Source organism: Pseudomonas sp. ADAK21 (assembly GCF_012935735.1).
Lineage (GTDB): Bacteria > Pseudomonadota > Gammaproteobacteria > Pseudomonadales > Pseudomonadaceae > Aquipseudomonas > Aquipseudomonas proteolytica.
On record NZ_CP052857.1, the window covers coordinates 1,044,849 to 1,063,620 of the forward strand.

Consider the following 18,772-nt stretch of genomic DNA (forward strand, 5'->3'; position numbering starts at 1 on the left):
AGAGAACCCCATGTCTGCACTGGAAAACCTACAAGTCTTCAAAGCCCTGAACAGCTCGCCCAACGCTCGTCTTGAGCTGAGTGCCGAGCTGGGTGACGGCTTGTCTGCGGCTTTGTGGAGCAACCACCACGACGCCCAGGACTACGAGGCCCCCAGCCATCACACCCTGTCCTGCTACGTGGGCGGTGGCACTGAGACATTTCGCCGTGGCCAGCCCGGCACCAAGGGCGGCCCCGACAAATTGTGCATCTTGCCCGCCGAGCATCAGTCGGCCTGGGTGATCAACGGCGAAATCCGCCTGGCCCATGTGTATTTCAGCCCGGAGCAATTTGCCCTGGGTTGCGTCACCCTGCTGGACCGCGAACCCCGGGCGCTGCAACTGCGCGAAAGCACGTTCCTGGAAGACCCGCAGCAGGCCGGGCGTTTTCACCGGTTGATCGGCCTGAACTGGCAGGAGCCCGCCGAACGCCTGCTGACCAGCAGCCTGGCCCATGAAATGCTCAGCCACACCCTGCTCAGCCAGGTCGGCCTGCGCGAAGGTTTGCGGCTCAAGGGTGGATTGGCCGCGCACCAACGCCGGCAGTTGGTGGAATACATCGAACAGCAACTGGCCGAGCCGCTCAGCCTGGGGCAATTGGCGGGGTTGTGTGCGTTGTCGGAGTACCACTTTGCGCGGATGTTTCGCAGCAGTTTCGGCCTGCCGCCTCACCAATATGTGCTGGCCCGCCGCCTGGTGCGGGCCCAGGCCATGTTGCGCGGCGGATCACTGCCATTGGGGGAGATTGCCCTGGCGTGCGGGTTTTCCAGTGCCAGCCACTTTACCAACCGGTTTCGCCAGGCGATGGGCGCGACACCAGGTGAATACCGGCAGGCGTTCCAACCCCGCCCCCTGTAGGAGCGAGCTTGCTCGCGAAAAACCTGAGGGCGATGCGGGCAGTCAGGTGCCCCGCGTTAGCGTTAACGACCTTCGCGAGCAAGCTCGCTCCTACAAAGGACTGTCGCCACACGGTCTTCCACAGCCTTGATCCGGCTACCCTCCACCACGTAGTTATTGGTCAGCATCGAAAACACCAACCGCCGCCCACTCGCATCGGTGATGTAGCCCGTCAACGAAGACACCCCACCCATCGAACCCGTCTTGGCCTGCAGGTTGCCTTGTGCCGCGGTCCCGCGCAGGCGGTAACGCAGGCTGCCGCCGCTCAGGCGATCCGGGTTGCCGGCGATCGGCAGCGCGTCGTACCAGGCGTTGAACCACGGCTGCTTACCCATGGCCAGCAGCAGGTCGGTGAAGTTCTGTGCCGACACCAGGTTACGTCGCGACAAACCGGAGCCATCCACTTGGTTCAGCGCTGCCGGGTCCAGGCCTTGGCGGCGCAGAAAATCCGCAACCGCTGCCACACCCGCCGCCGCTGTCCCGGCATTCGCCTGTTGTCGCCCCATGGCCTTGAGCAGTGCTTCGGCCATGCTGTTGTTGGACAGCTTGAGCAGCGGCCTGATCAGTTCCTGCAACGGCGCCGACTGGTGTGTCGCCAGCACAGTGGCGTTCGCCGGGCTCACACCCCCGATCACCCGCCGGCCCTGCACGCTGATCCCCTGCTCCACCAGGGCCTGGGAAAACAGATTGGCCACCAGTTGCGTCGGCTCCCACACGCTGACCCACTGGCGGCTCTGCGTTCCCGGCTTGAGGGTGCCACTGAGGCGCAGCAGGTTGCTGCCATGCTGGCGATTGAGCCCATAGCTGTTGCCTGGGCCACTGACGGCCAGATTGCTCAGTTGCACATAATCGGTAGGTGGGCTGAGGGTGACGCTCAGCGGTTGGCCGACCGCCATAGGCGCCTTGGCCGTGACGATCAAGGTGCCCGCATCAAAATCGGCATTGGGTGACACCGTCAGCGCGGAAATCTGCGCGCCGTAATACTTGTCTTCGTCGTCATGGGCCCAATCCACGCCCAGGCGCTCGGCGTCGAACCAAGTGTCATCGAACACCAAATCGCCCTGGATCTGCTGGATGCCCTGCCCGGCCAGGCTCGCCGCCAGCGCCTGGTAATCGGCCCACTGGATCGTCGGGTCACCCAGGCCGCGCAGGTACAGATTGCCCATCAGGCGTGTGCCTTGTTGGCTGCCATTACTCAGCAACTGCGTAGAAAACCGATACTGCGGGCCCAGCACATCCATGGCCGCCGCCGTGGTCAGCAGCTTCATGCTGGACGCCGGCACCAGCCGCGTGCGTGGGTTGTGCTGGTACAGCGTGTTGCCGCTGCGGGCATCGCGCACCATCAAGGAAACGCTGGCACCGGCCAGGGCCGGATCGGTCAGCAATTGGTCCAGTGCCTGCTCGCTGGTTTTCGAAGACGTGGCACAGCCACCCAACAACAGGCTCAAGCCCACCAGCATGGCACTGGCGTGTATCCATCGTCCCAACTGCATCAAACCGTCCCGGCAATCATCAAAGAGCGCAACGCTAGCAGCTCACGCCGCCAGCGTCATCGCCAATGATCAGAACTCCAGGGTGCTGGACAACGTCACCTGGCGCGCATCGCCCATGGACACAAACAGACGGCTGACGGCCGAGGTGTAGTAAGTACGGTCAAACAGGTTCTTTACGTTGAGCTGGAACTTGACCTTCTGCCCGTCGACCTTGGTGTCATAGGTGGCAAACGCATCCGCCACGGTGTAGCCCGGCAGGTCGAAGCTGTTGAGGGCATCGCCGGCACGCTCACCGACATAACGCGCACCGGCACCGACGCGCAGTTGATCGCCGCCGACGATAGTGCCGAAGTCGTACACGGCTGAAACAGAGCCGGAATTCTTCGCCACGTTTTGCAGGCCCTTGCCTTTGTAGGTCGGGTCTTCGGTGACTTCGGCATCGGTGTAGGCGTAGCTGCCGATCAGGCTCCACTGCTCGGTCAATTGCCCGCTCAGGTCCATTTCCAGACCACGGGAACGTACCTTGCCGGCGACGCTGTAGATCGAGGTCGCGCCCTCGGTGATCGACACCAGCACGTTGCGCTTGTGGATATCAAACAACGCCACGTTGGCGGTAATACGCCCCGGCATATCGAGCTTGGCCCCCAGTTCCCACGACTTGGATTCTTCCGGGGCGATGCTGCCGTCGATCACCATCTTGTTGTCCAACGGCGCGATGGTGGAGTTGGGTTTGAACGATTCGGTGTAGCTGCCGTAGAACGACAGCGCATCGGTATAGCGGTACACCAGACCGGCGCGGGGCACCCACTTCTGGCCGTTGCTGTCGGTGTTGGCGGTGAACGGCCGGCCTTTGCCGGCGTACTGGTCGTACTCCTGGAAGCGGGCGCCACCGACCAGGATCCACTGGTCGGTGAGGTGGATGGCATCCTGGAAAAACACCGAGTCGCTGCGCAGCAGATCGGTCTGGTTACTGTCCGGCGCGCTGACCGTGGTGCCCGCCACTTCGCGGCCATACACCGGGTCGTTGTAATTGAACACACTGCGGCTGGCCTGGCGGATCAGGTCGGCGCGGTAGATTTTGCGGTACTCGTCATCCAGGCCGAACACCAGGTCATGGCGCATGCCGGCCACATCCACTTTGCCTTCGAGGCTGACGGTGGTGAAGCGGTCGGTGGTCAGCGCGCCCTGGGTGCCGTCCATATTGCGGTTCAGGGTGCCATTGGGGTTGACCTTGGTCACGCGCACTTGGCTGGCGTCGTAGGTTTCGCGGTTCCAGCTGTAGCCGAAATGGGCCTTCCAGTCGTCATTCAGGTCGTGGTCAACCTCGAAGCGATACAGGTCGGAGCGGCCTTCCATATTGTTGAACGACTCGTCCAGGCGGCGCGTGGCGGGGATGTTCAGTGGGTGGTTGGTATTCGGGTCGATGGCTGTGCCACGGTCGAACGGCGAGAGGAATTCGCGGTGCTCGTAGGCCAGCAACACTTTGGTGTTGTCGCCGTACCAGGCCAGGGACGGTGCGATCAGGCTTTCGCGGTAGGTGCCAAAGTTGCGCCAGTAGTCTTCATCCTGATGATCGACGATCAAGCGGTAAGCCAGGCCGCTGTCGCCGATGGGGCCGGTGGTATCGAGGTTGCCGCCGCTGCCGTTCTTGCCGCTGCCATAGCTCGAGCCGCGCACAGTAAGAGCGGTGGATTGGGTCAGCTCGGGTTTCTTGCTGACGATATTGATCACACCGCCCGGGTCCTGGATGCCATACAGCAACGACGCCGGGCCCTTGAGCACTTCGACGCGCTCGGCGGTTTCGTTCAACGCCCGCCCCTGCACCACCGGCATGCCGTCGCGCATGACCGAGCCATTGCGGTTATCACCAAAGCCACGCAGCATCACCGCATCCTGGGTGCTGCCCAAGGTGTTGGCTTGGGTGACGCCGCTGATGTTGGTCAATGCATCGTCGAGGTTGCGCGGCACCTGGTCGCGCATCACCTGGGCCGGCACGATGTTCACGGTTTGCGGGGTTTCCAGCAGCAAGCCCTGGGAGCGCATCACCGAACTGGTGGGCGGTGGCTGGTAGCTGGTGGCTTGCTGCGGGTTCACGCCGCTGATGGTCGTGGCGCCGAGGTTGACCGCGCCTTCGGTAGGCAGCGGCTCCAGGGCCAGGGTGCGCGCGTCGATCTGGCGGAAGGTCAAGCCGGAACTGCCCAGCAGGCGCTGCAGGGCCTGGGCCGCACTCATCTGCCCAGTGACAGCCGGGGCATTGAGGGTGTAGGGCGCTTCGTCGGTGTAGACCACGCTGATGCCGGTCACGCGACTGAAATCGCTCAGTGCCTGGGGCAACGGTTTGGCCTGGAGTGCAAAGTTGAAGACCGTGCTTTGCTGTTGCGCATCCGCCGCCTGCGCCAGGCTCAGCGGCAATACCGCCAGACCTGAAGCGGCCAGAAGGGAGGCTCCCAGCCACTGTTTAACCGAACCGCCTGCCGCCGACTTTGCCCTGGACTTCATGCTTGAGAACCCGTGTAGAAAACGCCGTTAATGCGAATTGATCGCAGTTTCAAGCACTACACGGATGGCGTGGGGTTTTACCTCAGGTGAAATTGAAAATAATTTCACCCTCAGCCTTTATTCTTGTTTTTTGCCCCACCCTGGCGGGCCTTGAAGCGTGGGTTGGATTTGCAGATCACATAGATCCGCCCACGGCGCTTGACGATCTGGCAGTCGCGGTGACGGTTTTTGGCTTCTTTGAGTGAGGACAGGACTTTCATGGGGGAGGCTCCTTCGCTTTAATGTAATAACATATCATAAATACAAATAAGAACAGTTATCAACTCTCTCTCACCCACCCATTCTCTGTAGGAACTGGCTTGCCAGCGATGAGGCCCCCAAGACCTACGCTGCTCTTGACGACGCCATCGCCGGCCGGCTCCTACAGGGGTGTGGATAGTTTTTAGCGAACGACGATCAGCCGGCCCAGCACATTGTGCTGCTCAAAACCCAGCACTGCTTGCAATGCCTTGAGCACCGCCTCGGGGTCCTTGCTCGGGAAGCTGCCGCTGACCCGGCGGGCGCCGAGTTCTTCATTGAGCAGCAGGATGCGGCCGGGGTAGTAACGGCCAAGGTCCTTGACCACATCGGCCAATGGGGCCTTGTAGTAGTTGAGCCAGCCGTCGCGCCACCCCAGGCGTGATTCACTGTCCACGGCATGCCGCTCATCAGCCACACCCTCGACGTAGGTCACTTGCTGGCCGGCCGTCAGAATCTGCTGAGTACCCTGGGCAGACGGCGTCACCCCTACCCGCCCCGACAACACCGTTACCTGGGCGCCCGCCGGTTGCAGGCGCACTTCAAACTGCGTGCCCAGCACCCGCACTTCGCCGCTGTCGGCGTGCACCACAAAGGCTTGCCCTGTGTGGGCGACATTGAAAAAACCGGCGCCACGACGCAGTTGGATATGCCGCTCGCCCTGGCTGAAATCCACGGCAATCGCGCTGTCGGCATCCAGGGTGATTTGGCTGTGATCGGCCAGGGTCACGGTTTTGACTTCACCCGGCGCGCTGACGTAATCGGCGCCCAGGTCGTCGGCCCAGCGCTGCGGCTGCCAACCGGCGCCCATCGACACCATCAACACCAGGCAAGCCGCCATCGCCAGTGCCGCAGACCAGCGGCGCACACGGGCGGGTTTCGCGCCATCCATCGCCTTAAGGTAACGCTGCAAAGCCAAGGCATCTTCGTCGGCCAGGGTGCTCGCCGGCACTTCGCTCAACTCCCACAACACCTGGGCCTGGGCATACGCCTCGACATGGGCCGGGTCGGCGCGCAGCCAGCGGCTGAACGTGGCCTGGTCGCCACTGCTCGGCGCATCGTGCAGCAGGCTGAGCCAGGCCAGGGCGGCCTGTTCCTGGGCGGGCGTCGGGGTGACGTTCACGGTGCTTTCCCTGGCGAGCGTGGTGGTGGGGGTTCACGAAGGCTGGCTTTGCAGGCTTCGAGGGCGCGCATCATATGTTTTTCCACGGCACTTTGGGACAGGCCCATGGCCTTGGCGATTTCTGCGTATTTGCGCCCGTGGATGCGGTTGAGCAAAAAGATCTGCCGCGTACGCTCCGGCAAACTGCGCAGCGCCGCTTCCACATGGCGCAGATCGTTGCCCGCTTCCAGCGCGGCCTGGGGCTCGGAGCCGTGATGATCCTGATGTTCCGGCAACCAGCCTTCATTGCCGCGCACCCGCGCGCCTTCGCTGCGCAAGTGGTCGATGGCGATATTGCCGGCGCAGCGCAGCAGGTAGGTGCTGAGTTCTTCGACCTGCACCAGGGGCCGGCGCCAGAAGCGCAGGAACAAGTCCTGCACCAGGTCCGCGGCCGTCGCCCGGCAGCCTACGCGGCGGCTGACCAACGCCTCCATCTGTGAGCGCTGAGACAAAAATACCTGCAGGAAATGTGCACGCCCGCCCGACGATTCTGCGTGGGGGTGATCCTGGGGTTCGGGCGGTGTGCTGATCATCGACAGGGCTCAGAGGGTCGCGAATGCCGCAACGGGGCTGGCCAGCAGGCCGACGCCCGCGAGGATCAAGGCCAGCCTTGGCCGATACGGCAACAGCAACACCAGCAACAGCCCGCTGAGCATCAGCACCGCGCACCAGTCCACCAGGCCCCGACTCCAGCCGGCCATGTGCACCGCCGGCCAGATCGACAGCGCCAACAGCAGCCATCCGCCCGCACGCAACCCCAGGCGCCGCCGTGGCGAAGGTTTGCTGTGCAGCAACTCGCCGTGGTGACGATCCAGGGACAGGCACAGCGCAACAAAGCCTGCGTAGCACAGCAACAAGGCCAGCAACATCAGTGCACCTCGCCTTTGAGGGTCAGTGGGCGGGCACGCTCGGCCCGGGGCTGCTCGGCGCTGCGGTGCTGCATTTTCCAGGCAGCCCAGGCCAGGAACAGGCCGCTGCCCAGGCACGTCAGGTCAAAGCCGGCCATGGCCCAATCACCCTTGGCCAGCGACACGCCCAGGTGCTCGGAAGTGGTCAGCGCATTGAGCAGCGGCACGGCCATGAACAGCACGGCGCCCAGGCCCAGTTGCTCGATCCAGGCGCGGCGGCCACGGCGCAGCATGGCATGGAGCAAGGTCAGGCCCCAGGCGATAAAGAAGCTCTGCACTTCCCAGTCCGAACGCTCGGCGAAGGTCGCAGGCAGCAGGCGATTGGCCCAGAAAAACACAGCAATGGCGATGAGCAGCCCGGACATACTGGCCAGGTTCAGCACTTCAACCAGGCGCAATTCAAACGGCATCACCCCGGTTTTTGCGTGCTTGAGCTGCCGCTTGCCCAGCCAGATCACCAGGCCGGTGCCAATCATCGCCGTGCCCGCCAGGCCGCAGATAAAGTACAGCCACCGCAGCACCGGGCCGGCGAAATGCCCCATGTGCAGGCCATAGAAGCTGCCCCCAATCGCCATCGGCAGCGACTGCTCGGCACTGACCCGTAGCAGCTGGCCAGTGTTGCCATTAAACGACACGGTACTGCCGAAATCATGCACCACCCGGTCAGAGCCGGCGCGGGAGACATTGACCGAGGCATTCACATCGCCAGGGTTGTTCACCGCCAGCCGCCCCACATGACCACCGTCCCACTGCGCCCGCGCCTGTTCCACCAGCGGCGCCAACGGCAGCAGTTTGCCCGGCTGGCCGAGGGCCGGCGCGTTGTCGGTGGCGGGGAACAATTCATTGAAGAAGGCGCGGGTGTCGCCGTCATAGGACGCGATGATGCTGGCGGGCATGACCATGGTCATGAAAATCACCAGGCTGCTGTAGGTGATCATCAGGTGGAACGGCAACACCAGCACGCCGACCGCATTGTGCCCATCGAGCCAGGAGCGCTGGCCCTTGCGCGGACGGAAGGTGAAGAAGTCCTTGAAGATTTTCTTGTGGGTGATGATCCCGGTGATCAGCGCCACAAACATCACCATCGCGGCGATAGTCGACAACCAGCGACCCCACGGATGGGGCATCTGCAACTGGAAGTGGAACCGGTAGAAGAACTCGCCACCCATGGTTTCCCGGGCCTGGAGCTGTTCGCCGGAGACCGGGTCGAGCATTTTCTCGATGAAATTGCCGCGCCGGCCAGGGTCGATCTTGTCTTGCCACATCACCGATAAACCGGGGTCGCGGCTATCGGGCAAGCCGATAAACCAACGGGCCGCCGTGGGTGCGTGCTGTTCCAGGTAGCGCTGCGCCACGGCCACGCTGCGCGCATCGTCCACGGCATGGGCGGGTACTTCCGGCTGCATCCAATGGGTGATTTCGCCCTTGAAGTAAGACAGGGTGCCGGTGAGGAAAATCGCGAACAGCAACCAGCCGAAAATCAACCCGACCCAGGTGTGCAACCAGGCCATTGCCTGACGGAAACCCTCTTTCATGGGCGCCCCATCCAATAGGCCAGGCCAGCCAGGGTGGCGAATATCGCGCACGGCACCAGCACGCCAAACCACGCACGGGCCGCACTGCGGCAGGCAAAGCACCAGATCACCGCCAGCAGGTAGAACACAAAGGAACTGAGCATGCCACTGACCACCGCATCGGCGCGCGAGAGTGGCAGCCAGAAGCTCAGGCACACGCTGGCCAGGGATGCCAACACATAGCCGCCGACGACAGCCGCCAGCAGGCGCGACGTCACACCGAGGCGATAGGAAAGAGGAAGTGAGGCTTTGCTTTTCATGCCTGTGGCGCCTGGTTTATCAGGGGCGGGAGTTTAATGATAAATATTCTCATAAGCAAAAGAGAACGACGAACATCAAATGTACTTTGGCTGCGATGGCGGTGGGTCAGTGGATATACAGGTGGCTGAACCACCGCCTTCGCGGGCAAGCCCACACAGGGGATCTCGGCGAGGCAGGGAGTATTGGACACGCCACAAGACAAATGTGGGAGCTGGCTTGCCTGCGATGGCGGTGGGTCAGTTAACGCATAGGTGACTGACACAGCGCTATCGCAGGCAAGCCAGCTCCCACAGGTGACTGGCGGCTATAAAAGCGGCTATCGGTCTTCTGCCGATTGCTGAATGCCATCTCGCCGCCTACAATGCGAACAATTCTCGTTACCTAAAGCATGCAGATGCTGCCGGAGTGTTCGCGTTGCGGCCGTCCAATACCGTCGAAGTCCTGTATCACGACCATCACCACTGGCTGACCGGCTGGTTGCGACGCAAGCTCGGCTGCCCGCAAAGTGCCGCAGACCTGGCCCAGGATACGTTTATCCGGGTGTTGACCGCCCGCGAGACACCGACGCTGATCGAGCCCCGCGCCTTCCTCACCACCATCGCCAAGCGCGTGCTGTTCAACCACTACCGCCGCCAGGACCTGGAACGCGCCTACCTCGATGCCCTGGCGCAAATGCCCGAGTTCGTTGCGCCGTCGGAAGAAGAGCGGGCGATCATCCTGCAAACCCTGATGGAGCTGGACCAGTTGCTCGACGGTTTGCCAGTGCTGGTCAAGCGCGCTTTCCTGCTGGCCCAACTCGATGGCCTGACCTACGGGCAAATCGCTGCCGAACTGGGGATCTCCATCGCCACCGTCAAACGTCATCTGAATAAAGCCGCCATGCGCTGCTATTTCGCCCTATGAACCCCACCGCGAACTTCTCGACCCAAGTCGCCGAGCAGGCGGTGCAGTGGCTGATGCAAATGCAGCAAGGCCCGCTCAACCCGCGCCAACAGGCAAACTGGCAGCATTGGCTGGATGCCCACAGCGAACATCAACGGGCGTGGGAGCATATACAGCGGGTCAACCAGCGCTTGCGCGGGATGCCCTCGCCCCTGGCCCATGCGGCGTTGAACGCACCGCAATCGAGTAGCCGGCGCCAGGCCCTGAAGCTGTTGTTGATTCTGGGCGCCGGTTCGGCAGCGACCTGGGGCTTGCGCCAGCAGCACTTGATCCCGCCATTGACCGCCGACTACCGCAGCCCCCTCGGCCAGCGGCGCAAGGTACAGCTGGCCGATGGCAGCCAACTGCAACTCAATACCGCGAGTGCGGTGGATGTGCAATTCGATGGCCCACAACGGCTGATCCGCCTGCTCGAAGGCGAGATATTGCTGCGCGCCAACACCCCACTGCAGATCATCACTAGCCAGGGCATCGTCACCACCCAGGCGGCGCAGGTGAATGTGCGCCAGTTCAACGATCACACCCAGGTCGCGGTGCTGGACGGCCAGGTGCAAATGTCACCCAAGTCCTACAGCGGCCTGCCCCTGACCCTGGAAAAATCCCACCTGGCCAACCTCACCCGCAAAGGCTGGGATATGCCGCGCCCCACCGATGCCAACACGGGTGCATGGGCCGACGGCATGCTGGTGGCGTCGCACATGCGCCTGGCAGATTTCCTCGAGGAACTGAGCCGATATCGCCGCGGCCAATTGCAGTGTGATCCACAGGTGGCGAACTTGCTGATCTCCGGCAGCTACCCGTTGGACGACAGCGAACGCATCCTCGACCTGCTGCAAATCAGCCTGCCGGTCAAAGTGCGACGTTTTACCCGTTACTGGGTCAGCGTCGAAGCCCGCGTTTAAATTATTTTCGGCAACCGTGAGCCGTTTTCCGTACCTCGCGTGACAGAGAGGGAAAGCCACCCAGTTTCCCACCTCTGAGGAACGTTCTTCATGCCCCAGCAACCGACTCGCCTGACGCCACTTACCCGCACGCTGCGCCACTTGCTGCTGGGCGCGAGCCTCAGTTTCAGCGCCCTGCCCTACGCCATGGCGGCCGAGGCCAAGCCTTATCAGATCGCCCCGACGTCCCTGGAGGCCGCGCTGAATCAGTTTGGCCGTGAAGCCGGCGTGCTGATTTCCTTTGGCTCGGAAGTGACCGCCGGCGTACAAAGCCAGGGCCTGACAGGCAACTACACCACCGAGCAAGGTTTGAACGCATTGCTCAAGGGCACCGGCCTGCAAGCCCGCGCCGAGGGTAACAACGCCTACAGCCTGCAACCGCTGAACGCACCGGCCACCCTGGAGCTGGGCACGTCCAATGTCGTGGGCGACTGGCTGGGCGATGCCGCGCAAACCAACGTCTTCGAACACCCCGGCGCCCGTGATGTGATCCGTCGCGAAGAGTTCGAGCGCCAGGGCGCAACCCAGGCCAGGGACGTGCTCAACCGCATTCCCGGGGTCAACGCTCCAGAAAACAACGGCACCGGCAGCCACGACATGGCGCTGAACTTCGGTATTCGCGGGCTCAATCCGCGCCTGGCGTCACGCTCGACGGTATTGATGGACGGGATTCCGGTGCCCTTCGCCCCGTATGGCCAACCGCAACTGTCGTTCGCGCCGGTCAGCATGGGCAACATGGATGCAGTAGACGTGGTGCGCGGCGGTGGCGCCGTGCGTTACGGGCCGCAAAACGTCGGCGGCGTAGTCAACTTCGTGACCCGGGCGATTCCGGATGCACCGACGGTCAAGGGTGGCCTGCAGACCGAGACCAGCCCATCCTCCAGCCATGATGGCTTCAAGACCACCGGCAATCTGCTGGCGGGCGGCACTGCCGACAACGGCCTGGGCGGCGCGATCCTGTATTCCGGCACCCGCGGCGGTGACTGGCGCGAACACAGCGACACACAAATCGACGACCTGATCCTCAAGGGCAACTACCAACTGGACGAAGCCAACAGCTTCAATGCCATGGCCCAGTACTACGAAGGTCAGGCCGATATGCCCGGTGGCTTGAGCACTGCGGCCTACAAGGCCGACCCGTATCAGTCCACCCGCCCCTACGACAAATTCTGGGGCCGCCGTACGATGTTTAACGTCGGCTACCGCTACCAGGAAGATCGCCGGGAATTCACCGTCAACAGCTTCTTTACCAAGACCTTGCGCAGCGGTTATCTGGACCAGGGCAGCTTCCTTTCGCTGTCACCGCGCGAGTATTGGGTACGCGGCCTGGAAACGCGCCTGGCCCAAGGCTTCGACCTCGGCCCGACCAGCCACGAAGTCGGTGTGGGCTACCGCTACATCAACGAAGCCGGGCATGAATTGCGCTACCGCACGCCGATTGCGGCCAACCAGCAACTGCCCAACACCGACAGCCGCAACGACCGTGACACCCGGGGTGGCACCGAAGCCAATGCATTCTTTATCGACGACCGGATCGATATCGGCAAGTGGACCATAACCCCTGGCATCCGCTACGAGATGATCAAGTCGCAACAGACCAACAACCTGACCAACGTCAAATACAAGGGCGACTACAACACCGCCTTGCCGGCGTTGAACGTGCTCTATCACCTGACCGACGACTGGAACCTGTACGCCAACACCGAAGGCTCCTTCGGCAGCGTGCAGTACAGCCAGATGCCCAACCGTGTGAGCAGCGGCGCGGTCAAGCCGGAAAAGGCCCGCACCTGGGAAGTCGGCACCCGCTACGACAACGGCGCGCTGCGCGCGGAAATCGGTGCGTTCCTGATCAACTTCGACAACCAGTATGAAAGCAACCAGACCAACGACTCGGTGATCGCCCGGGGCGAAACCCGGCACCAGGGCATCGAGTCCAGCCTCAATTATGCTCTCGATGGCTTGAGCCCGGCGCTGGCCGGTTTTGATGTGTACGCCAGCTACGCCTACGTCGATGCAACCATCCGTGAAGACGGCCCGAACAAAGGCAACCGCGTGCCGTTTTCGTCCAAGCACAAAGGCACCCTGGGCGTGGGCTACACCGAAGGTGCATGGAAGTTGAACCTGGACAGCACCTACCAGAGCAGCCAATTCGCCGACAACGCCAACACCCGGGCTGAAAGCGTGGACGGCAGCACCGGGCGCATTCCTGGCTACATGCTGTTCAGCAGCCGCGCGGCCTATGACTTCGGCCCGCAATTGTCGGACTTGAATGTGGCGGTGGGGGTGAAGAACATCTTCAACACCCAGTACTACACCCGCTCGTTTGACGACAACAACAAGGGCAAATACGTGGGCGAACCGCGCACGGTGTACGTACAGACGTCGGTCGCATTCTGACGGCCGGACTACCGGCTCGCTCCCACAGTGAAGCGTTCATCAGACACAAAAAAACGGGCCTGCATCTGCAGGCCCGTTTTGTATGGGGTTGAAAAACACTCAGCAATCAGCTGTTAAGCGCAGCCTGTTCGTTTTCCAGGAATTCCTCTTCAAGCCCGGCTTCATCGACTTGGTTGTTTGGCGTGCTTTTCTCTGCACGCGGCTTGCCTTGCAGCCTGCCGAACAGATGTTCCAGCGCGTTATCCAGTTTGGTGGCCGCCCCGTCGATCGCTTGTTCCAGGGTGTCGGCTTTATGGATAACCGAAATCGGTTGATGACCCTTTGGCCGCGCTTCCAGGCGGCAACTTAAATCGTGGGGGCCCGGCTTGTCGCCGTTCTCATCCTTCAAAAAGACTTCGATGCGGGTCAAGTCTTCTTCATAACGTTCGAGCGTGCTCTCAATCGTAGTACGTACCCACTCCTCCAGTCGGATGCTGCTTTCAATATGGTTATCGCTGTTGACTAGGATTTGCATAGTGTTTCCCTTATTTCAGCTAGCTCGCCAGAGATCACAACTGCAACACCGATGCGGTGAAACCATGACCTCTTGATTACACAATTGAGCACCTGAGAGAACAATTCAACCCCTACGCAAAGATAAATCCTACATTACAAATTAAGTCTGACAACCGCCCAAAGCGCTGTTATGGTCGGGAGTTGGGTACACCTGCTCACCTGCGTAAATCCTCACAATTGACCCTCTCCCAAGGGGTGCAATCCGCGAAAAATCTCCGCCTCCTCCACCAGCCAGTCATGCACCGCACGTACGCCGGGATGGTTCAGCGCGCCTGGCGCATACAGCAGCACGTAGCGTTTGTGATTCGCAACCGCGAGCCCGAACGGCACGATCAGGGTGCCACGCTCCAATTCATCATTGAGCAGGGTGCGCCGGGCAATCGCCACACCCATGCCGGCAATGGCGGCCTCGATGGTCAGGTGGTTACGGTTGAAGGTGTGGCCGCGCCGCACGTCCGCGTCGTGATAGCCGATAGCATTCAGGTAAAACTCCCACTCCGCATACTCATAACTCCCACGCCAGGCGGTGATGTCGTGCAGTAACGGGAAATGGGCCAGGTCGGCCGGGCCGTGCAGCGGTGGCCGACCGCGCAGCAGGCTCGGCGCGCACACCGGGAATATCTGCTCATCCAGCAAGGCTGTGGATAACAAACCCGGATAACTGCCGTCGTTAAGGTCGATGGCCAGATCGAAGTCGCCTTCGTGCAAGGCGATGCTGCTGTCTTCGGCCACCAGTCGCAGCTGGATATCCGGAAAACGCTGCTGCAAACGCGGCAGGCGCGGCGTCAACCACTTGCCGAGGAATGACGGAATGGAGCGCAGGCGCAAGGTGCCGCTGATCATCCCCGCATCCAGGCGCTGCAACTCGGCATCGATACTGCCGTAGGCCTCGCTCACCGTGATCGCCAGCCGCTGCCCTTCGGCACTCAACTCCACGCCGCGCGCCCGGCGATGAAACAGGCGAAAGCCCAGGCGCTCTTCCAATTGGCGAATCTGCTGGCTGACTGCACCGGGTGTTATGTGCAGTTCTTCGGCGCAACGGGTAAAGGACAGATGCCGTGCGGCACAGGCAAATACGTGCAACCAGACATACGTCTGGGCATGCAGGGGGCGGGCCATAGAGTTTAGTCCTGCTAAAGGGTGTCTTAGGATAATTCGTTGGTCAGTGCCGATCTAGAGGGGCAGTATCGCGCCACTTCCGCTTGTCCTACAAACAATGGCAGCGATTTCCTACTCCATAGCTTGTAAGGCTTTAGCATGGCTATCAGCGTTTTTGATCTATTCAAGGTGGGCATCGGCCCGTCCAGCTCCCATACCGTTGGCCCCATGCGGGCGGCGGCCACCTTCGCCCAATCCCTCGCAGACCAACAAGTGCTGGAGCAAACCCAGCGCGTGGAAGTGCGCCTGTACGGTTCTCTGTCCGCCACCGGCGTGGGCCATGCCACCGACCGCGCCTGCGTGATGGGGCTGATGGGCGAATGGCCGGATCGGGTTGACCCTACCTCGATCGGGCCGCGTATCCAGCAGTTGCGCGAATCAGGCCGATTGTTGCTTGCCGGTACCCAAGAAATCTCCTTCAACTGGCAGCACGACCTCCTGCTGCTGGAGGAAAGCCTGCCCTACCACCCCAACGCCATGTCCCTGCATGCCTACGGGACAGACGGCCTGTTGAGCGAACAGACCTACTACTCGGTGGGCGGTGGTTTCATCATCGAGGCCGCGGAAGCCGAGTCGGGTATTGCTCCCACCAGCGATGTAGAACTGCCCTACGACTTTTCCAGCGCCGTCGAACTGCTGGCCCTGTGCAACAAGCACGGCCTGCGGGTTTCCGAATTGATGATGGCCAACGAGCGCGCCTGGCGCAGTGACGAAGACATCCGTAGCGGCCTGCTGCATATCTGGTCGGTGATGCGCGAGTGCGTCGAGCAGGGCCTGCGCGATGAGGGCATCTTGCCCGGCGGCCTGGATGTACCGCGCCGCGCCGCCAAGCTGCACCGTAGCCTGCTGGAAATAGGCAAACCGAATGTGATCACTTCAACGTTGTCGGCCATGGAATGGGTCAACCTGTTCGCCCTCGCCGTCAACGAAGAAAACGCCGCCGGTGGGCGCATGGTCACCGCGCCGACCAATGGCGCGGCCGGGATCATTCCGGCAGTGCTGCACTACTACATGAAATTCAACGCCGACGCGTCTGATGATGATGTGGTCAATTTCTTCCTGGCTGCCGCCGCCGTCGGCATCCTGTGCAAGAAAAACGCCTCGATCTCCGGCGCCGAAGTCGGCTGCCAGGGCGAAGTCGGCTCGGCCTGCGCCATGGCCGCCGCAGGTCTGGCGGACATTCTCGGCGCCACCCCCGAGCAACTGGAAAACGCCGCCGAAATCGGCCTGGAGCACAACCTCGGCCTGACCTGCGATCCAGTCGGTGGCCTGGTCCAGGTGCCCTGTATCGAGCGCAATGCCATCGCCGCCGTCAAAGCCATCAACGCCACGCAAATGGCCCTGCGCGGCGACGGCAAGCACTTTATCTCCCTCGACCGGGTGATCCGCACCATGCGCGATACCGGCGCCGACATGCATGACAAATACAAAGAAACTTCACGGGGCGGCCTGGCTGTCAGCTGGGTGGAGTGCTGAGGAGCACGACTACCCGCCCCATACGTGAGCCCGCGCAAAAATAATAACGAGGCAATAACGATGACCGATGTACGTACACCTGCTGCCGAAAATCCCGCTTCTGTCACGCAAACCGTAACCACCGGCTGGAGCAAGCACGACACCACCTGGATGCTCGGCCTCTACGGCACCGCCATCGGTGCCGGCACCCTATTCCTGCCGATCAACGCCGGGGTCGGTGGCTTCTGGCCATTGATCATCCTGGCGCTGCTGGCCTTCCCCATGACCTTCTTCGCCCACCGTGGGCTGACACGCTTTGTGCTGTCGGGCAAATCCGGCGACATTACGGACGTCGTGGAAGAACATTTCGGCGTTGGCGCCGGCAAGCTGATCACCCTGCTGTACTTTTTCGCCATCTTCCCGATCCTGCTGGTGTACAGCGTCGCGCTGACCAACACCCTCGGCAGCTTCATGGAACACCAACTGCACATGACCCCACCCCCACGGGCGATCCTGTCCCTGGTACTGATCCTCGGCCTGATGGCCATTGTGCGTTGCGGCCAGGGCGTGATCGTCAAGGCCATGAGCGTGCTGGTCTACCCGTTTGTCGCCGCCCTGCTGTTGCTGGCGCTGAGCCTGATCCCCAACTGGAACGGTGCGTTCTTCGCTTCGGCCAGCGAGGGCATGCCCCTGCCGGCATTCTTCAAGACCCTGTGGCTGGCGATTCCGGTGATGGTGTTTTCGTTTAACCATTCGCCGATCATCTCGGCCTTCGCGGTGGACCAGAAACGCGTGTACGGCGCCCAAGCCGAACGCAAGAGCAGCGGCATCCTGGCCATGGCCCACGGCATGATGGTGCTCACCGTGATGTTCTTCTGCTTCAGTTGCGTACTGGCACTGTCACCCGCCGACCTCGCGGCCGCCAAGGCACAGAACATCTCGATCCTGTCCTACCTGGCCAACCACTTCCAGACCCCGGTGATCGCCTACGCTGCGCCTTTGATCGCGCTGGTGGCCATCACCAAATCCTTCCTCGGCCACTACATCGGCGCCAGCGAAGGCTTCCAGGGCCTGATCGTCAAATCCCTGCGCGGGCGCAACCGCACCCTGTCGGCGCGCTGGCTGGAACGTTGCACCGCCGTGTTCATGATCCTCAGTTGCTGGGCCGTCGCCACCTTCAACCCAAGCATCCTGGGCATGATCGAAACCATGGGCGGGCCGATCATCGCATGCTTGCTGTTCCTGATGCCGATGTACGCCATCCGCCGCGTGCCATCGCTGCGCCAGTATTCGGGTCAGGTATCGAATGTATTTGTGGTGCTGCTGGGGTTGATTGCGCTGTCTGCGGTCATTTTCTCGCTGGTGCCCTGAAACAGATCACCCTGTAGGAGCAGGTTTGCCCGCGATGGCGGTATGTCAGTCACCAAATGGTTGGCTGATCCACCGCAATCGCGGGCAAGCCCGCTCCCACAGGGGCAGCTCGTCGTCAGAAAGATGCCTGTACGGCACGCCCCTTGCTGTACACCCACTGAAGGAAAACGGAGCTTGTGACCGGTGGTCAGGCAACACGAACCAATCCCGATACCGGTCGTCAATCAGTGCATGTTCTTATCAGGCGGTAACGCACCATGGACAATCCTTTTCAGCTGATCACCGACACTTTCTCCCCAAAGTACCGGGTCAACCTGAGCATCCAGCGCCTGGATGGCAGCATCATGCTAACCCTCTCCGACGACAGCGGCGTGGTTGCCAAACGCATGATCAGCGCCGAACAGCGCAACGACCCACAACGCCTCAAACGCCTGGTGCAAAGCGTGCAATTCGGCATTGCCATTGAACAGGGGCACAGCGCCATGGAGATCCTGGCGGTGATGACCGACGGCGACAGTCACAAACTGCTGCAGCGCCCGCCGAGCAACCGGCCGCCGATCACGGCCGGGCTCTGACTCAGGACTCGGACTTTTCCTTGACCGATGGGTAACGCGACGAAGCAAAGCGCACCACCAGGATGGCAAACGCCAACAGCAGAATCCCACCGCACAGGTAAATGATGCCCAGGTCCGGGGCATTGTGGTGGGACACGTCGCCGATCAGCAGGCGGGTCAATGCGGTGATTGCCACGTAGAGCAGGAAGCGGATGGGCATGTGGTTGGTCTTGACGATACGAATCGCCTATTTCCCGCGCTTTCGAAAAGA

At 61.8% G+C, this 18,772-nt stretch carries 17 protein-coding genes and 1 pseudogene; 7 read left to right on the plus strand and 11 right to left on the minus strand.

Annotated features, from left to right (window positions below; all coding sequences use genetic code 11):
- Nucleotides 1–10: 10 nt before the first annotated feature.
- On the plus strand, nt 11–895 hold the full coding sequence (locus HKK57_RS04825; RefSeq protein ID WP_169389850.1) for a helix-turn-helix domain-containing protein: 885 nt from the start codon (nt 11–13) through the stop codon (nt 893–895).
- A gap of 62 nt (nt 896–957) precedes the next feature.
- Here the strand turns inward: HKK57_RS04825 and dacB are convergent, their stop codons facing one another.
- From dacB to HKK57_RS04865, 8 genes are all read right to left on the minus strand, one after another.
- Complete coding sequence (dacB, locus tag HKK57_RS04830; protein ID WP_169389851.1) at nt 958–2,427, minus strand: D-alanyl-D-alanine carboxypeptidase/D-alanyl-D-alanine endopeptidase; 1,470 nt, start codon at nt 2,425–2,427, stop codon at nt 958–960.
- Nucleotides 2,428–2,496: 69 nt separating this feature from the next.
- The gene (locus HKK57_RS04835) at nt 2,497–4,926 is read right to left on the minus strand and encodes a TonB-dependent siderophore receptor (protein WP_029295507.1); all 2,430 of its coding nucleotides are present in this window, start codon (nt 4,924–4,926) and stop codon (nt 2,497–2,499) included.
- 110 nt (nt 4,927–5,036) lie between these two features.
- Entirely contained in the window at nt 5,037–5,186 is a 150-nt protein-coding gene (gene ykgO / locus HKK57_RS04840; RefSeq protein ID WP_020297337.1) for a type B 50S ribosomal protein L36, read from the minus strand.
- Between the two features lie 182 nt (nt 5,187–5,368).
- Nucleotides 5,369–6,346: a FecR family protein gene (locus tag HKK57_RS04845; protein WP_169389852.1), complete on the minus strand. Its 978-nt coding sequence runs from the start codon at nt 6,344–6,346 to the stop codon at nt 5,369–5,371.
- Nucleotides 6,343–6,918 (minus strand): RNA polymerase sigma factor, encoded by a 576-nt coding sequence (locus HKK57_RS04850; protein WP_029295516.1) that lies wholly within the window; start codon nt 6,916–6,918, stop codon nt 6,343–6,345. Before HKK57_RS04850 ends, HKK57_RS04845 begins: the two co-directional genes overlap by 4 nt.
- 9 nt (nt 6,919–6,927) lie before the next feature.
- On the minus strand, nt 6,928–7,254 hold the full coding sequence (locus tag HKK57_RS04855; RefSeq protein WP_169389853.1) for a DUF3325 domain-containing protein: 327 nt from the start codon (nt 7,252–7,254) through the stop codon (nt 6,928–6,930).
- Nucleotides 7,254–8,828, minus strand: a complete 1,575-nt coding sequence (locus HKK57_RS04860) for a PepSY-associated TM helix domain-containing protein (protein WP_169389854.1) — start codon at nt 8,826–8,828, stop codon at nt 7,254–7,256. Before HKK57_RS04860 ends, HKK57_RS04855 begins: the two co-directional genes overlap by 1 nt.
- A complete protein-coding gene (locus HKK57_RS04865) occupies nt 8,825–9,127 on the minus strand; it encodes a DUF3649 domain-containing protein (protein WP_169389855.1) in 303 nt (100 codons plus the stop codon). The genes HKK57_RS04860 and HKK57_RS04865 overlap by 4 nt, the downstream gene beginning before the upstream one ends.
- A gap of 415 nt (nt 9,128–9,542) precedes the next feature.
- On the opposite strand from HKK57_RS04865, the gene HKK57_RS04870 reads away from it, so the two are divergent.
- The 3 genes from HKK57_RS04870 (at nt 9,543) to fecA (ending at nt 13,408) form a co-directional block, all read left to right on the plus strand.
- Nucleotides 9,543–10,031, plus strand: a complete 489-nt coding sequence (locus tag HKK57_RS04870) for a sigma-70 family RNA polymerase sigma factor (RefSeq protein WP_070996845.1) — start codon at nt 9,543–9,545, stop codon at nt 10,029–10,031.
- Nucleotides 10,028–10,972 (plus strand): FecR domain-containing protein, encoded by a 945-nt coding sequence (locus tag HKK57_RS04875; RefSeq protein ID WP_029295527.1) that lies wholly within the window; start codon nt 10,028–10,030, stop codon nt 10,970–10,972. Before HKK57_RS04870 ends, HKK57_RS04875 begins: the two co-directional genes overlap by 4 nt.
- Before the next feature lie 90 nt (nt 10,973–11,062).
- Nucleotides 11,063–13,408 (plus strand): TonB-dependent Fe(3+) dicitrate receptor FecA, encoded by a 2,346-nt coding sequence (gene fecA / locus HKK57_RS04880; RefSeq protein ID WP_029295529.1) that lies wholly within the window; start codon nt 11,063–11,065, stop codon nt 13,406–13,408.
- A gap of 106 nt (nt 13,409–13,514) precedes the next feature.
- Here the strand turns inward: fecA and HKK57_RS04885 are convergent, their stop codons facing one another.
- Entirely contained in the window at nt 13,515–13,922 is a 408-nt protein-coding gene (locus tag HKK57_RS04885; RefSeq protein ID WP_029295532.1) for an HPF/RaiA family ribosome-associated protein, read from the minus strand.
- A gap of 212 nt (nt 13,923–14,134) precedes the next feature.
- Entirely contained in the window at nt 14,135–15,082 is a 948-nt protein-coding gene (locus HKK57_RS04890) for a LysR substrate-binding domain-containing protein (RefSeq protein ID WP_029295534.1), read from the minus strand.
- A 138-nt stretch (nt 15,083–15,220) separates the two neighbouring features.
- Here HKK57_RS04890 and HKK57_RS04895 point away from each other — a divergent pair, with 138 nt between their 5' ends.
- From HKK57_RS04895 to HKK57_RS04905, 3 genes are all read left to right on the plus strand, one after another.
- Entirely contained in the window at nt 15,221–16,597 is a 1,377-nt protein-coding gene (locus HKK57_RS04895; RefSeq protein WP_104911631.1) for an L-serine ammonia-lyase, read from the plus strand.
- 60 nt (nt 16,598–16,657) lie between these two features.
- A complete protein-coding gene (locus HKK57_RS04900) occupies nt 16,658–17,947 on the plus strand; it encodes a serine/threonine transporter (RefSeq protein ID WP_029295537.1) in 1,290 nt (429 codons plus the stop codon).
- Between the two features lie 257 nt (nt 17,948–18,204).
- Entirely contained in the window at nt 18,205–18,522 is a 318-nt protein-coding gene (locus HKK57_RS04905) for a DUF3509 domain-containing protein (RefSeq protein ID WP_070996837.1), read from the plus strand.
- A gap of 1 nt (nt 18,523) precedes the next feature.
- Here the strand turns inward: HKK57_RS04905 and HKK57_RS04910 are convergent.
- Nucleotides 18,524–18,733, minus strand: a pseudogene (locus HKK57_RS04910) (phosphate-starvation-inducible PsiE family protein); the annotation flags it as partial.
- Nucleotides 18,734–18,772 lie beyond the last annotated feature (39 nt).

Bases quoted from the DNA above. Each gene is read 5' to 3' on its own strand.
- HKK57_RS04860 (WP_169389854.1), bottom strand. From the start codon at position 8,828: ATGAAAGAGGGTTTCCGTCAGGCAATGGCCTGGTTGCACACCTGGGTC.
- dacB (WP_169389851.1), bottom strand. From the start codon at position 2,427: ATGCAGTTGGGACGATGGATACACGCCAGTGCCATGCTGGTGGGCTTG.
- HKK57_RS04905 (WP_070996837.1), top strand. From the start codon at position 18,205: ATGGACAATCCTTTTCAGCTGATCACCGACACTTTCTCCCCAAAGTAC.
- HKK57_RS04855 (WP_169389853.1), bottom strand. From the start codon at position 7,254: ATGTTGCTGGCCTTGTTGCTGTGCTACGCAGGCTTTGTTGCGCTGTGC.
- HKK57_RS04890 (WP_029295534.1), bottom strand. From the start codon at position 15,082: ATGGCCCGCCCCCTGCATGCCCAGACGTATGTCTGGTTGCACGTATTT.
- HKK57_RS04825 (WP_169389850.1), top strand. From the start codon at position 11: ATGTCTGCACTGGAAAACCTACAAGTCTTCAAAGCCCTGAACAGCTCG.
- fecA (WP_029295529.1), top strand. From the start codon at position 11,063: ATGCCCCAGCAACCGACTCGCCTGACGCCACTTACCCGCACGCTGCGC.
- HKK57_RS04895 (WP_104911631.1), top strand. From the start codon at position 15,221: ATGGCTATCAGCGTTTTTGATCTATTCAAGGTGGGCATCGGCCCGTCC.
- HKK57_RS04865 (WP_169389855.1), bottom strand. From the start codon at position 9,127: ATGAAAAGCAAAGCCTCACTTCCTCTTTCCTATCGCCTCGGTGTGACG.
- HKK57_RS04850 (WP_029295516.1), bottom strand. From the start codon at position 6,918: ATGATCAGCACACCGCCCGAACCCCAGGATCACCCCCACGCAGAATCG.
- ykgO (WP_020297337.1), bottom strand. From the start codon at position 5,186: ATGAAAGTCCTGTCCTCACTCAAAGAAGCCAAAAACCGTCACCGCGAC.
- HKK57_RS04885 (WP_029295532.1), bottom strand. From the start codon at position 13,922: ATGCAAATCCTAGTCAACAGCGATAACCATATTGAAAGCAGCATCCGA.
- HKK57_RS04875 (WP_029295527.1), top strand. From the start codon at position 10,028: ATGAACCCCACCGCGAACTTCTCGACCCAAGTCGCCGAGCAGGCGGTG.
- HKK57_RS04900 (WP_029295537.1), top strand. From the start codon at position 16,658: ATGACCGATGTACGTACACCTGCTGCCGAAAATCCCGCTTCTGTCACG.
- HKK57_RS04835 (WP_029295507.1), bottom strand. From the start codon at position 4,926: ATGAAGTCCAGGGCAAAGTCGGCGGCAGGCGGTTCGGTTAAACAGTGG.